The organism is Methanofollis tationis, assembly GCF_013377755.1.
Lineage (GTDB): Archaea > Halobacteriota > Methanomicrobia > Methanomicrobiales > Methanofollaceae > Methanofollis > Methanofollis tationis.
This window is the reverse complement of sequence record NZ_JABXWR010000001.1, coordinates 318,152-330,744: the sequence shown is the minus strand read 5'-3', so window position 1 is coordinate 330,744 and position 12,593 is coordinate 318,152. Positions and strand designations below refer to the sequence as shown.

Annotated in this window: 15 protein-coding genes; 5 read left to right on the top strand and 10 right to left on the bottom strand. The window is 62.7% G+C overall.

Going from position 1 to position 12,593, the window contains the following annotated elements:
- Positions 1-28: 28 nt before the first annotated feature.
- Positions 29-1,495, bottom strand: a complete 1,467-nt coding sequence (gene guaB, locus HWN36_RS01690; protein WP_176787665.1) for an IMP dehydrogenase — start codon at positions 1,493-1,495, stop codon at positions 29-31.
- A gap of 5 nt (positions 1,496-1,500) precedes the next feature.
- Positions 1,501-2,187, bottom strand: a complete 687-nt coding sequence (locus tag HWN36_RS01685) for a (5-formylfuran-3-yl)methyl phosphate synthase (RefSeq protein WP_176787663.1) — start codon at positions 2,185-2,187, stop codon at positions 1,501-1,503.
- Between the two features lie 44 nt (positions 2,188-2,231).
- On the opposite strand from HWN36_RS01685, the gene HWN36_RS01680 reads away from it, so the two are divergent.
- Positions 2,232-2,897: a HisA/HisF-related TIM barrel protein gene (locus HWN36_RS01680; RefSeq protein ID WP_176787661.1), complete on the top strand. Its 666-nt coding sequence runs from the start codon at positions 2,232-2,234 to the stop codon at positions 2,895-2,897.
- Entirely contained in the window at positions 2,888-3,475 is a 588-nt protein-coding gene (tmk, locus tag HWN36_RS01675) for a dTMP kinase (RefSeq protein ID WP_176787659.1), read from the top strand. Before HWN36_RS01680 ends, tmk begins: the two co-directional genes overlap by 10 nt.
- Position 3,476: 1 nt before the next feature.
- Here tmk and HWN36_RS01670 read toward each other — a convergent pair whose 3' ends face one another.
- The 4 genes from HWN36_RS01670 to HWN36_RS01655 all read right to left on the bottom strand — a co-directional run bounded on the left by HWN36_RS01670 (position 3,477) and on the right by HWN36_RS01655 (position 7,033).
- Positions 3,477-3,815 (bottom strand): HepT-like ribonuclease domain-containing protein, encoded by a 339-nt coding sequence (locus HWN36_RS01670; RefSeq protein ID WP_176787657.1) that lies wholly within the window; start codon positions 3,813-3,815, stop codon positions 3,477-3,479.
- Positions 3,812-4,108, bottom strand: coding sequence for a nucleotidyltransferase family protein (locus tag HWN36_RS01665; RefSeq protein WP_176787655.1), 297 nt, complete (start codon positions 4,106-4,108; stop codon positions 3,812-3,814). The genes HWN36_RS01670 and HWN36_RS01665 overlap by 4 nt, the downstream gene beginning before the upstream one ends.
- Before the next feature lie 43 nt (positions 4,109-4,151).
- The gene (locus tag HWN36_RS01660; protein ID WP_176787653.1) at positions 4,152-4,358 is read right to left on the bottom strand and encodes a hypothetical protein; all 207 of its coding nucleotides are present in this window, start codon (positions 4,356-4,358) and stop codon (positions 4,152-4,154) included.
- A gap of 86 nt (positions 4,359-4,444) precedes the next feature.
- On the bottom strand, positions 4,445-7,033 hold the full coding sequence (locus tag HWN36_RS01655; RefSeq protein ID WP_176789548.1) for a valine--tRNA ligase: 2,589 nt from the start codon (positions 7,031-7,033) through the stop codon (positions 4,445-4,447).
- A gap of 117 nt (positions 7,034-7,150) precedes the next feature.
- Between HWN36_RS01655 and HWN36_RS01650 the strand changes: the two genes are divergently transcribed.
- Positions 7,151-8,347, top strand: coding sequence for a DUF92 domain-containing protein (locus HWN36_RS01650; protein WP_176787651.1), 1,197 nt, complete (start codon positions 7,151-7,153; stop codon positions 8,345-8,347).
- Positions 8,348-8,635: 288 nt separating this feature from the next.
- Here the strand turns inward: HWN36_RS01650 and HWN36_RS01645 are convergent, their stop codons facing one another.
- Entirely contained in the window at positions 8,636-9,487 is an 852-nt protein-coding gene (locus tag HWN36_RS01645) for a DUF7847 domain-containing protein (RefSeq protein WP_176787649.1), read from the bottom strand.
- A gap of 1 nt (position 9,488) precedes the next feature.
- On the bottom strand, positions 9,489-10,079 hold the full coding sequence (locus HWN36_RS01640; protein WP_176787647.1) for a pyruvate kinase alpha/beta domain-containing protein: 591 nt from the start codon (positions 10,077-10,079) through the stop codon (positions 9,489-9,491).
- Positions 10,080-10,121: 42 nt separating this feature from the next.
- On the opposite strand from HWN36_RS01640, the gene HWN36_RS01635 reads away from it, so the two are divergent.
- Both HWN36_RS01635 and HWN36_RS01630 read left to right on the top strand, forming a co-directional pair.
- Entirely contained in the window at positions 10,122-11,294 is a 1,173-nt protein-coding gene (locus HWN36_RS01635) for a redox-regulated ATPase YchF (RefSeq protein WP_176787645.1), read from the top strand.
- Positions 11,295-11,342: 48 nt separating this feature from the next.
- Positions 11,343-11,663 (top strand): hypothetical protein, encoded by a 321-nt coding sequence (locus tag HWN36_RS01630; RefSeq protein WP_004038307.1) that lies wholly within the window; start codon positions 11,343-11,345, stop codon positions 11,661-11,663.
- 37 nt (positions 11,664-11,700) lie between these two features.
- Here HWN36_RS01630 and HWN36_RS01625 read toward each other — a convergent pair whose 3' ends face one another.
- Together HWN36_RS01625 and HWN36_RS01620 are read right to left on the bottom strand one after the other, a co-directional pair.
- On the bottom strand, positions 11,701-12,180 hold the full coding sequence (locus HWN36_RS01625) for a hypothetical protein (protein ID WP_176787643.1): 480 nt from the start codon (positions 12,178-12,180) through the stop codon (positions 11,701-11,703).
- Between the two features lie 21 nt (positions 12,181-12,201).
- Entirely contained in the window at positions 12,202-12,546 is a 345-nt protein-coding gene (locus HWN36_RS01620) for a hypothetical protein (RefSeq protein ID WP_176787641.1), read from the bottom strand.
- Between the last annotated feature and the right edge of the window lie 47 nt (positions 12,547-12,593).

Here is a 12,593-nt window from a genome sequence, read left to right as displayed (position 1 = left end):
AGTGTCAATAGTATAAAAAAGAAGGAGATCATCCGGTCAGCCGGTAGTTCGGGGCCTCGTCGGTGATCAGGATATTGTGCGGGTGCGACTCGCCCATCCCGGCTGCGGTGATCCGCACGAACCTGCCCTTCGTGCGCAGGTCGTCGATCGTGGCCGAGCCGGTATAGCCCATCGCCGACTTCAGCCCGCCCACCAGCTGGTAGATCACGTCGGAGACGTTCCCGACGTAGGGAATCGCCCCTTCAACGCCCTCGGGGACATATTTCGTCCTGCCGATCCCCTTCTTCTGGAAGTAGCGGTCGGAGGACTCGCCATGGCTCATCACGCCCAGAGAGCCCATGCCGCGGTACTGCTTGTACTTGCGCCCCTGGATCGCGATGATCCGCCCGGGCGCCTCGTCGGTCCCGGCAAAGAGGCTGCCCATCATCACCGCGTTGGCACCGGCGGCGATCGCCTTTGCGATATCCCCGGAATAGCGGACACCACCGTCGGCGATCACCGGGAGCCCGAGCGGGGCGGCGACGTCGGCGACACTCGCGATCGCCGAGACCTGCGGGACGCCGACACCGGCGACGATCCGGGTGGTGCAGATCGAGCCAGGCCCGATCCCGACCTTCAGCCCGTCCACGGTGTCGGCAAGCTCCATCGCCGCCTCTGAGGTGGCGATGTTGCCGGCGACCACGTCGGCCTTCACGCTCCCCTTGATCTCGCGCACCGCCCTGACCACATGCATATTGTGGCCGTGGGCGCAGTCCACCACCAGGGCGTCGACACCTGCCTCGTCGAGCATTGTCGCCCGTTCAAAGTCGAAGGGGCCGACGGCGGCGGCGACGCGCAGGCTGCCCTTTGCATCGCGGTTGGCAAGGGGGTACGAGCGCTTCTCCAGGATGTCCTGCATCGTGATGATCCCGAGGAGGCGGCCATCGCCGTTCGTGACCGGCAGGCGCTCGACCTTGTTTGCGTACATCGTCTCAAGCGCCGCCTCCGCGGTGACGTCCTCCCGGGCCGTGATCGGGAACTGGGTCATGATCGTGCGGATCGACTCTTTCCCGCGCCGGTGCACGATCGCCCTGATGTCACGGCGAGAGACGATCCCGATGAGTTTTTTGTCCTCGATCACCGGGACGCCGCCGATACCGTGCTTGTTCATCATCTCCTCAACCTCGGAGAGGGTGGTCTCGGGGCCGACCGAGAGCACCTCGCGCTCGATCAGGTCTTCGGCGCGCTTCACCCTGACCACCTCGTCCACCGAACGTTCCGGCCGCATGTTCCGGTGAATGACGCCGATGCCGCCGAGACGGGCGATGGCGATCGCCATTCCCGCCTCGGTCACGGTATCCATCGCCGACGAGACGAGCGGGATATTCAACGGGATGTTCTTTGAGAAGATCGAGTGCACATCGGCGTCGTTCGGCTCCACATACGAGGCGGCGGGGACGAGCAGAACGTCGTCGAAGGTGAGAGCCGTCGGGACAGCGAGTTTTTCCGCATACATCATGATCACCTGATCATCGCGAGTGCTTTTTCCACCAGTTCGGGCCTGATGACACAACTCCGGTCGCCGCCGCAGACCATGCCCCTGACCCCGATGATCTCCGGATCGATGGTCTTGAGGGCAGAGAGGTCCTCGAACTTCAGCGAACCTGCAAGGGCGGTGGCAATGCCGCGGCTCCGGTTCTCCTCGGTATAGGAGGCGAGGGTGTCGGCGTCCATGAATTCAAAGGTGCTTTTACCATCTTTCATGCCGGTATCGATCATGGCGATGTCGGCGCCGGCCTCGGCCGCGGCCTCTGCTGCGGTGAAGGGCGATATCGTGCCAAGGCGCTCATAGTCGGAATATGCTGCAATAACAACGGTTTTTTCCGGAAAATCGTCCTTGACCGCCCTGACAACCGCTCTGGCGAGGTCGAAGGCCCGGTCCCTGCCGTCGAACATGAGCCCGACCTTGATGAAATCGGCACCGGCGCAGGCCGCTCCATAGGCTGCAAGGGATGCGCAGCCCGGTTTATAGTCAAAATCACCAATAGCAGCACTGACCGGTTTTCCCGCCATCTCCTTGATCGCGCGGATCACCCAGGGAAAGTTGGCCCCAAGCGATCCCTCGGACGGCTTTTTGACATCGATAATGTCTGCGGCGAGTGCGGATCGGGCCTCTTCGATACTGCTAGGGCTGACCAATAATCGCATAGGAATTAATGATCCTTAATCCTAATAGTGATTACGTTGAACACATGGAATGTATCCTTGCAATGGACCTGAAAGACGGCGCTGTCGTCCACGGGGCAAAAGGGAAGCGGGAGACCTATGCCCCGCTCAACTGGGGGCTGGCCGCCTCGGCTGAGCCGATGGCATACCTTGCGGACATGCAGCCGGAATACCTCTATATCGCCGATCTCGACCGGATCTGCGGGGTGGGGGACCACGACCGAATCGTGAGAGACCTCGCCGGGATGGTGCGGCGGTGCTATGTAGACCGGGGCTGCCGGTCCCCTGCCGACCTGATGGACGGCGTGGTCAATGTGATCGGGACCGAGACCGCCGGAGAGGATCTCGCCGGGTATGCGGGCTGCTATCTCTCGGTGGACATCAAGGACGGACGGGTGATCCCCTCGGGGGAGGCGCCGCTCTCGGTCCTGGAGCGGGCCGACGCCCTGCCCTTTGCCGGCTGCATCCTCCTCCACATCTCCGGCGTCGGGACCGGGTGCGGCCTTCCCACCGACCTCGAGGACCTCAGGGCCGCATATAGCGGGCGCCTCCTCTGGGGCGGCGGGGTCGCGGGGGTGCGCGACCTCGACACCCTCGAAGGGGCAGGTTTCGACGGCGCCATCGTGGCGACCGGCGTGCACCGGGGGACGATCCCCCTTGCCTGGCTGCGGGAGGGGCAGACGTGCTCGTGACGATCGAGGGGATCGACGGGAGCGGGAAGAGCACGCTCGTCGACGGCCTGCATGCCGCCCTCGCCGATCTCGACCCCGTGATCACCCGCGAGCCCGGGGCCACCTGGGTGGGCGAGGCGGTGCGCCGGTCGATCGCCGAGAACACCGACCCGGTCACCGAGTGCCTCCTCTTTGTCGCCGATCATGCCGCCCACCTTGCGCACGTCGTCCGCCCGGCCATCGCCAAAGGGCGGGTCGTCGTCTCTGATCGTTATTCAGACAGCCGCTACGCCTACCAGGGCGTGACCCTGGAGGGCGTCATACCCGATCCCATCGGGTGGCTCAGGGCCGTCCACGCCCCCTTCACCCTTGTCCCCGACCTCACCTTCCTCTGCGTCCTGCCCGTGAGTGAGGCGGAGAAACGGCTCAAGGCGAAAAGGGAGCACTTCGAAGACGCAGAGGTGCTCGAGCGGGTGCAGAAAAACTATCTTGCCCTTGCCCGGGCCGAGCCCGAACGATTTGTGCTGGTCGACGCCCTGCTCCCGCAGGAGGACGTCTGCGGGTTTGTGGCTGACGAGATCAGGCGGCGGGCGAGGTGAATCAGGTCGCCTGATCGTCGAGGAGATCGCCGACGCTTTTTTTGAGGAGCGGGATGTCTCGCTCCACGACAACCCATAATTCTTCCGGGTCGACCCGGAAATATGCATGGACAAGGATATTTCTCAGGCCGACAATCGCCTGCCAGGGAATTTCCGGTGTGTGGCTCCGCACATCCGGAGAAAGAGATGATGCTGCCTCCCCTATCACCTGCAGGTGGTGGATAATCCATATCTGAACAAGTTCGTTCTCAAGGAAGTCCTCTTTTGCGACAGGCGCATACCGCTCGATCTGCGTGATCGAATCGGCGATATCCAGAAGACGCCCTCTATCATCTCTCATAAGGGGATAGAATCTCTCAGTATACTCTTTTTCAAGCGATCTTTCAAGGACCGTTCAGTGACGACGTCCACCCTGCACCCGAGATATGCCTCGAGGTCCTGGATGAGAGCGACATGATCGAGAAGACTCCGGCCAGGCTCCATATCGATGAGAAGATCGAGATCACTTTCCGGATGCGCCTCGCCCCGCGCGACCGAGCCGAAAATTCTGATATTGTATGCACCATGTTTTCGTGCAATCTGTTCAATGTAGCGCTTTTTCTTCCGGAGAGATTCTGTTGTCACTGATTGCATGTCAACACCTCGTTTTTCTCGGGAGAGGACGTGTTATAGGTGCTCACTCCTCATCATAGATATTCAGGATCTCCTCCTCGGTGTCCAGCTGCTCCTCTTCGTCGTACTCCGAAGGAGCGAGCCCGATAACGATCAGGACCACGCCGAGAAGGGCGAGCAGGCCGCCGACGGCCACGTTGCCCGAGACCGCCCAGACGCCGACACCCGCAAGGGCGCAGGCGATACCGATGAGCAATGCATCACGCGACATTGCAATCCCTTCTTCCGGCCCTGTCCATGCAGGAGTGTGCCCCTCTCAGAAGATAGAGGTTGCGCAAAAAAAGGTGCGTGGGCGTTTCAGGCCCGCCGCAGGGTGACGGTGACCTCGCCGATCGTGAGGACGTCCACCGCCTCGCCCTCCACCTGGTAGGCGAACTTCGGAGTGAAGGCGTTTTCGGGCACGGCAACCTCGGCGCCGTCCACGATGACCGTCGCCGGGGGGTTCTGGAGCTGGTCGGCCGGCAGGGCCTCGACGGCCTGCATGAAGCCCTTTGCCCCCTTGCGGAGCGCCGGACCGATCACTGCCATGTTGAACTCCACGCCCGCGGGCACCTTTTCAAGCCGCGGCTCCCCGGTCCGCCAGGCGATGGCGGCGTTCAGGGCCCGGGCAACGTCTCCGGCGTCATCGACCTTTTCGGGAGCGTAGATGGCGAGGTTCCCGAAGGGGGCGTTCAGGGCAAGCCCGAGGTCGTGCTTGTACCGGCGGAGCTCGGCGGTGAGGGCGACGAGGCGGTCGCCAATACGCTCGGCCTCCTCGTCCTCGCAGGCAAATGCCGGCCAGGACTGGACGAGCACGCTCCCCTTTCTGAACTGCGCCCAGCATTCCTCGGCGAAGTGCGGCACATAGGGGGCCAGGAGCCGGCAGAGGACGTCGAGGGTGGTGGTCAGGGCGCGGCAGGCGCTGGCGCGCTCGGCGTCGTCTGAGTAGAGCCGACCCTTCACCAGTTCGATATAGTCGTCGGCAAGGATGTTCCTGGTGAAGTCACGGATCGCCCGCAGCCCCTGGTCGAACTGGTAGGTATCGAGGGCGTTCGTCACCTCGGCAACGGTCTCTGAGAGTTTTGCAAGGAGCCAGCGGTCGAGCACGGCGGTGACCGGGCCGTCTTCCACGGGCTCGCGCTCGATCTGGGTGAGCACGAAGCGGACGATATTCCACATCTTCGTCTGGAAGCGGGAGGCGGCGACCACGTCGTTCCAGTTGAACATGATGTCCTGGCCGGTGGCCGCCCCCATCGCCCCCCACTGCCTGAAGGCGTCGGCGCCGTACTCGACGAGCACGGTCTCCGGGGCGATGATGTTGTTCCGGCTCTTGGACATCTTGAACCCGTCCTCGCCGAGCACCATGCCGTTGACCAGGATCGAGTCCCACGGTTTCTGGCCGGTGAGGGCGACCGAGCGCAGGATCGTATAGAAGGCCCAGGTCCTGATGATATCGTGGCCCTGCGGCCGGATCTGCGCAGGGAAGATCGGCGGCGTACCGCTCCCGTCCCAGCCGGTGATGTTCAGCACCGAGATCGAGGAGTCCATCCAGGTGTCAAGCACATCGTGCTCGGCCACGAACTCCTCGCAGCCGCACTGCGGGCAGGGGCGCTTCGGCTGTTCGGTCGTCGGGTCGACCGGGAGGTCGGCCTCGTCAGGCGTCACGATTGCGCCGCACTGCGCACAGGACCAGACGGGAATCGGGGTTGCAAAGATCCGCTGGCGGGAGATGCACCAGTCCCATTCCATCTGCCCGGCCCAGTTCTCCAGCCTGGTGCGCATGTGCTCGGGGTACCAGGAGACCTGGTGCGCCGCTTCCAGGATCTCGTCCGACTTCACCCTGATGAACCACTGCCGTTCTGAGAGGATCTCGATCGGGGTCTTGCACCGCCAGCAGGTGCCGACGCGCTGCTCGATCGTCTCCTGCCTCCGCAGGATCCCGGCCTTCTCCATGTCGGCGAGGATCACTTCCCGGCACTCCTTTGCGATCATCCCCTGGTACTGCCCGCAGAGCGCCGTCATCCGCCCTGCCCGGTCGATCGCCTTTCTCAAGGGGAGGTCGTACTCCTTCCACCAGTGGACGTCCTGCTTGTCGCCGAAGGTGCAGATCATCACGGCGCCCGACCCGAAGGAGGGGTCGACGGCCCCGTTCTGGAGCACCGGGACGTCGTGGCCGAAGAGGGGGACCTTCAGGTGTTTTCCGGCGAGGTGACGGTAGCGCTCGTCGTCAGGGTGGACGGCGACGGCGACGCAGGCCGCAAGGAGCTCGGGGCGCGTGGTGGCGATCTCGACGCCGTCGAAGTCGAAGAAGTTGAGTTTCGTCTCCCTGGGCTCGTAGCTGACCTCGGCAAAGGCGATCGCCGTCTCGCAGCGGGTGCAGAAGTTCACCGGGTGTTCGCTCTGGTAGATATAGCCCGCATTGAGCATCCGTAAAAAGGAGAGCTGCGTCTTGCGGTAGTATTCAGGGAGCATCGTGATGTACTCGTGGCTCCAGTCGGTCGAGAAGCCGCACCGGCGGAGGGTGGCGCGCATCTTCTCGATGTTGCCGATGGTGAGGTCCCGGCACATCTGCCTGAATTCCTCGCGGGAGACGTCGTTTTTCGTGATCCCGTGGATCTCCTCCACCTTGACCTCGGTGGGGAGGCCGTGGCAGTCCCAGCCCTGCGGGAACATCACGTTATAGCCGCACATCCGCTTGTAGCGCGCAATGAAGTCGATATAACACCAGTTGAGGGCGTTGCCGATATGGAAGTTGCCCGTGGGGTAGGGCGGAGGAGTGTCGATGACGAACTGCGGTTTTGGAGAAGACGGGTCGAAGTAATTGTCCTCGTCGCGCCAGGTGCGCTGCCACCGGTCCTCCACTTCCCGGAAGTCATAGTTTTTTGGGATAGTATGCGAGGATGACATCTTCATTCCTATTGTATTTTCAAGTTTTTAAAAGAATTATACGCTCCGCAGAATGAAGGGCGGCGGCCGCTTCGCACTACAAAGTTCATGTCTGAGAACCCCCTATCATAACACTGAATGATACGGGAAACCGGGCCGGCGCTTGCCACTGTCCTCGCCCTTCTTGGGATCCTGATAGCGCCGCTGATCCAGCCCGCATGGCTCCTGTCCCTCCTGGTGATCCTCTTCTCAGGGGTGCTGCTCCTGATCAAGGGGACGCGCTACGCCTCCATATCCATCATCGTCATCGCCGCCCTGTACGGTCTGGGGCTCCTCTCCCTTGCAGTCTTTGCAGCGACGCTTGCGATCGTCGTCATCGGCGAGTTCGCCTTCAGGCTCAGCGGAGATCGCGCCCGGTCGTATGTCCCGTTCATCTTCACCGCGTGTGCAACGGCAGTTCTCGCCATGTGGTACGTGGGCGTCTTCTCGCCGCTCACCGTGATACTGGGCGTGCTGGTCGCCGTCCTCCTCAGGGCCGCCCTGAACAGCAGGGACGACACCCTGATGATCGAGGGGCTCGGGGTGGCGATGGCGATGCAGCTCTTCTACGAGATCGACTATTCGGTCGACCTCAGCATCCTGGCGATGGCGGCCGTCATCACCCTCGTCTTCGTCGTCCTCTCCTACCGGTTCAGGGTCGCAGACCTATCAGGCCTTTTCTCGGCGGCGATCATCGGCATCCTCCTCATTGTCTTTGCCGACGTCAGGTGGTTTTTGATCATGCTCCTGTTCATGATGCTGGGCTCGCTGGCGACGAAGTTTCGGTACCGGGAGAAGGACGCCCTGGGCGTCGCCCAGTCCCACGGCGGGGTGCGCGGCTACTTTAACGTCTTTGCAAACGGGCTGGTGGGCACGGCCGGGGCCGTCCTCTTCGGGATCACCGGGCACCCGGCATTTGTCGCCCTGTTTCTGGGGAGCGTGGCATCGGCGGCTGCAGATACCGTCGCTTCGGAGATAGGCGTCATGGGCGGCGATCCCTACCTGATCACGACCCTCGAACGGGTGCGCCCGGGCACGAACGGCGGGGTGACGGTGCTCGGCGAGGGAGTGGCTCTGGCAGCCGCCGTTGCAATCTCCCTCTCGGCCTGGGCGCTCGGGGTCGTCGGTCCAGACGTCGCCGTCATCGGCATTCTTGCCGGGTTTTTCGGGACGAACGTGGACAGCCTTGTCGGGGCGACCCTGGAGAATAAGGGCGTCTTCGGGAACGCCGGGACGAACCTCGTCGCCACCCTTGCCGGCGGGATCTTCGCGCTGGTGCTGGCGCTGCTCGTCTGAGCCCGGCCGCAGGGATGATAGAAAATCACGAGTTCCATTTTTGCAGGTTCGTTGCTGGTGCGCGCGGGTATTGCGGGACCCATGCTCCAGCGCCGAGATATGGGGAGACAGCACACTCCCCCTTGCCCGATGTTCGGGGAAAACTCACGCGAAGACGCGAAATGACGCGAAGGTACAGGGGCATTTCAGGGCCTCACTCGTTCGCGTAAACGGACTGAACACCGACGCCCCGGGATCCCCGCGTGAAAGGGCAACGACCAGAAAAAGAGTATATTCTGACGGCGCCGCTCAGTAGCGGTACCACCGCCCCTTCTCGTCGTACTCTCCCACCTGAGAGGCGGCAGCCTCCACGGCACCGCGGCTCTCATAGAAAGCGGCCTTGAAGGCGATGGCGAAGGGGAGGAAGAGAGCGATCACGACGGCATAGACGAGAGCGGTCACCCAGATCCCCTCGGGACCGAGGAGGGCGGCAAACTGCGCCTGCACCGCCGTGGCGTTGGCGGTGTCCATGAGGGCCAGTTCCCCGCTCTCGGCCAGGGGGGCGAGGCGGTCGTAGAGCAGCGCCGTCCAGAGGAAGACCGCCCCGAACCCGACGAGGAGGAGCGCCGCAACATTTGCCGCATAGAAAAGAACAGTCCGTGTAAAGGCGGTGAGGACGAAGGCCGCACTCCGCTGGAGGGAGGCGAAGACGCCCAGTTCGTCCCGGACCGCCGCCGTGTCGTAGAAGTACGCGAAGAGGGCGAACGAGAGGATCACGCCCAGTGCCGTCGAGCCCGCCGCTTCGACGGCGTTCTCCCCGAGAATGATCGAGAGCGGCACGGCCACCAGGAAGATGGTTACGATCGCCGCAAACAGGAGGAAGACGGCGGGGAGGAGGACCCGGAAGTAGTGTTTCTTCCCCTCCTCCAGAAATACTGCCGGACTCCCGTCATTCCGCCTGATCGCCCCGAGACTCCCGGCGACGAAGAAGGGGATGAGGAGAAGCCCGAAGAGGAGGACCTTCCCGGCAAAGAAGGTCTCCCCCGAGAGTTCGAGATAGATGTCGAGCCCTGCGGTGATCCCAACGACGATGCCGGCCGTCCAGATCAGCGGCATTTTTACGAGGAGGCCCAGGGCCTTCCTGAACGATGCGAAGACCATATTACCGGTTCCTGGGCATGGCGACGATCTCGCGCACCTGCAGGTCGAAGAACGTTGCTGTGTGGGCCGGCCTGATGACGCAGACGGTGTCGGCGCCGCTCATCGTCCCGCCGACGGCGACGACCTCCTCGTCCACCCGGATCGCTCCCTGGTCGGCGGCGATGAGCACGCACTCGACGGCCACCTTCAGGCCGACGGCGACGGTGCGCCGCAACGCCTCGGCGATCGCCTCGGTCCTTGAGGCCCCGCCGAGTCTCGGCGAGCGGGAGATCGCCCGCTCGAGACCGGAGAGAGCGTGGGTGCCGGTGACGATCGTTGCCCCGGCCGCCTGAAGCGTTTCAGCCGCCTTTTCGTCGAACTCCCTGACACCCGGCGTCGAGAACCCGACCACATGCGTCACCACGACGAGGCGGAGGCCCGTGCCCGCAATCGCTTCGAGGAACGAAAGGGCGGTGCTGCCCGAGGTGCTGGCCACGACCACCGTCCCGATCCCGGCCTCCCGCGCGCGCTCGACCGCAAAGCGTGCGGCGTCCGCGGTGTTCGCTTCGCCCGGCTTATCGAAGTAATAGGTATTCCGCGTGATGTAGCCCATGGTACCAGATTAATAAGCGTGCAGACGTAAAAGAGAGTTGTTATGATTACGCTCGCACTCGCCGGCAAACCGAACTGCGGTAAGTCCACCTTCTTCAAGGCCGCGACCATGGCACAGGTCGAGATCGCCAACTATCCCTTCACCACCATCGACGCCAACCACGGCGTCGCCTATGTGCGCACCACCTGCCCGTGCAAGGCCCTCGGGCTCTCGGGCTGCACCGCCTGCAAGGACGGCGTCAGGTTCGTGCCCGTCGCCTTCATCGACGTGGCCGGGCTTGTGCCCGACGCCCATAAGGGCAAGGGGCTCGGGAACCAGTTTCTCGACAACCTGAGGGAGGCCGACGCCATCCTCCATATCATCGACGCGAGCGGGGCAACCGATGCCGAGGGCAACCCGGTGAACGCCGGGAGCCACGATCCCAAGGAAGACATCGCCTTCCTCCGCTACGAGATGACGATGTGGGTCGTCGGCATCCTTGCCAAGCACTGGCCCCGCCTCCAGCGGCAGGCCCAGTCGAAGCTCTCCGACGTCTACGACGGAGTCGCCGGGGTGCTCGCCGGCCTTGCAATCACCTACGAAGACGTGAAGGACGCCGCCGACGAGGTCGGGATCGACCTCAGGCGCGCCACCGAAGAGGATCTCGCCCCCTTCTGCGACCGCCTGCTCCAGAAGACCAAACCGATGCTCTTCGTCGGCAACAAGATGGACACCGCCTCGGACGAGATGCTCGACGCATTGAAGGGCGTCGGCTGCATGCCGGCAAGCGCCGCCGCCGAACTCGCCCTCAGGATGGCGGCCGAGGGCGGGTTTATCCATTATCTCCCGGGCGATCCCACCTATACGATCAGGGCGGATGCCAAACTCACCGCGGCGCAGCGGGCCGGGATCGAGCGGCTCGGCATCCTGATGCAGAAGCACGGCGGCACCGGGGTCCAGCAGGCGATCAACCGGGCGGTCTTCGAACTCCTCGACCAGATCGTCGTCTACCCGGTGGAGGACGAGCACCATTTCACCGATAAACAGGGGCGTGTCCTCCCTGACGCCTTCCTGATGCGCCGGGGCTCGACCCCGAAGGACCTCGCCTTCCGCGTCCATACCGAGATCGGCGAGGGCTTCCTCTACGCCGTCGACGCCCGGAGCGGGATGCGGATCAAGGAGAGCACCGAACTGAAGGACGGCGACATCATCAAGATCGTGAGCACCCGGAAGTGAGATAAAACAGATATCTTTTTTAACGACGGCGATGAAGGTCTGATATCCATGGGCGGCGAGGTCTATCAGGCGCAGGTGCTCAGAAACTTTTTCGACACGATCACCGGCAGCGACCGCAACCTCAGCCGCATCTTTATGTGCGTCGTTTCCCTTGCGAAACTGCGGGCGGAACGACCTGAGAAGATGTCGTTTTTGATGGACCAGCTCAGGAAGAGCCAGCAGCACAAGGAGCTCTCGGTCGATATTCTCGACTACATGTGCTCGTGCGCCGCCGAGATCGATCTCGTCTCGGTCCAGACGGCCTTCGGCGTCAGGGAGATCAGGGAGATCGCCGAGTCCTTCGAGGGGATCTCGGTCGACTCGTTATAACCTGTTTTCCAGGCAGAACTGTCAAAAAAGATTTTTTTCAGAGATCAAGCGCTTTTCTATAGGAGTTAAGGATCTGCAGGGGAAAGCCCCGGTGCTCATCGAGCGCCTGCTCGTCGTCGGGCGAGGCGATCAGACCCACCGCATAGAGGAGGAGGAGGGCGTTGTCGAGGGTGTAGCTCTGGGGATCCTCGACCAGATCGGCAGGAAGGTCCAGCGCAAGATACTCTCGATCATCAGGAAAGAAGACCGGAAGATCGGCTGAGACGACGATCGTTGCCTTGAGATTGGCCGCCCGTGTCCGCAGGACACGCATGGCCACAGAGAGTGCCTCAGGCGCCTTGCCGGTGCTCAGCAGCTCAAGCGCCGTATCGGCCCGGGTCACCGCATTGCCGTAGAGGCCGAACTTGAAGCCAAGCAGCGCCGAGGCCACGGCGTGCGCGGTCTCCCTGTCCATCCCCTCAAATGCGGGCCTGATCCTCTCGATATACGCCTCAAAATATTTCTCTGCCTTTCCCATATGCCAAACTTCCACTCCTAATTATTGAAACTTTTTCTCGACCCTGACGGCAAGGATGGTGATCGAGGCGGCAAAGAGCACCTGCATGACAGGACCGGTGGAAAAGTCGCCGACCAGGAAGATGATCACCGCATACATCGGGGCGAGCAGGGCCACGAAATCTTTTCTCGGCCTGGTATAGGCATAGAGGCAGAGCATAAACGACGCCGCGATGTTCGCCCAGAGGCCGATGCCCCACATCGGGTGGTCTACATACATCAGGTCGCCTGCTGCGAAGATTGCAAGCGCCGATACCAGGATGCCGCCGAACGATACGGCCGGAACGGCAAGCCAGAGCCGATCCAGAACTCCGTGCCCTGTTGTCATCACACAATAGTGCGCCGCACTTTTAAATGAAGGTGTGGTAGATCGTA

Coding starts and splice junctions, on each gene's coding strand:
- guaB (WP_176787665.1), bottom strand. CDS start 1,495: ATGTATGCGGAAAAACTCGCTGTCCCGACGGCTCTCACCTTCGACGAC.
- HWN36_RS01685 (WP_176787663.1), bottom strand. CDS start 2,187: ATGCGATTATTGGTCAGCCCTAGCAGTATCGAAGAGGCCCGATCCGCA.
- HWN36_RS01680 (WP_176787661.1), top strand. CDS start 2,232: ATGGAATGTATCCTTGCAATGGACCTGAAAGACGGCGCTGTCGTCCAC.
- HWN36_RS01670 (WP_176787657.1), bottom strand. CDS start 3,815: ATGAGAGATGATAGAGGGCGTCTTCTGGATATCGCCGATTCGATCACG.
- HWN36_RS01665 (WP_176787655.1), bottom strand. CDS start 4,108: ATGCAATCAGTGACAACAGAATCTCTCCGGAAGAAAAAGCGCTACATT.
- HWN36_RS01660 (WP_176787653.1), bottom strand. CDS start 4,358: ATGTCGCGTGATGCATTGCTCATCGGTATCGCCTGCGCCCTTGCGGGT.
- HWN36_RS01655 (WP_176789548.1), bottom strand. CDS start 7,033: ATGTCATCCTCGCATACTATCCCAAAAAACTATGACTTCCGGGAAGTG.
- HWN36_RS01650 (WP_176787651.1), top strand. CDS start 7,151: ATGATACGGGAAACCGGGCCGGCGCTTGCCACTGTCCTCGCCCTTCTT.
- HWN36_RS01645 (WP_176787649.1), bottom strand. CDS start 9,487: ATGGTCTTCGCATCGTTCAGGAAGGCCCTGGGCCTCCTCGTAAAAATG.
- HWN36_RS01640 (WP_176787647.1), bottom strand. CDS start 10,079: ATGGGCTACATCACGCGGAATACCTATTACTTCGATAAGCCGGGCGAA.
- HWN36_RS01635 (WP_176787645.1), top strand. CDS start 10,122: ATGATTACGCTCGCACTCGCCGGCAAACCGAACTGCGGTAAGTCCACC.
- HWN36_RS01630 (WP_004038307.1), top strand. CDS start 11,343: ATGGGCGGCGAGGTCTATCAGGCGCAGGTGCTCAGAAACTTTTTCGAC.
- HWN36_RS01625 (WP_176787643.1), bottom strand. CDS start 12,180: ATGGGAAAGGCAGAGAAATATTTTGAGGCGTATATCGAGAGGATCAGG.
- HWN36_RS01620 (WP_176787641.1), bottom strand. CDS start 12,546: ATGACAACAGGGCACGGAGTTCTGGATCGGCTCTGGCTTGCCGTTCCG.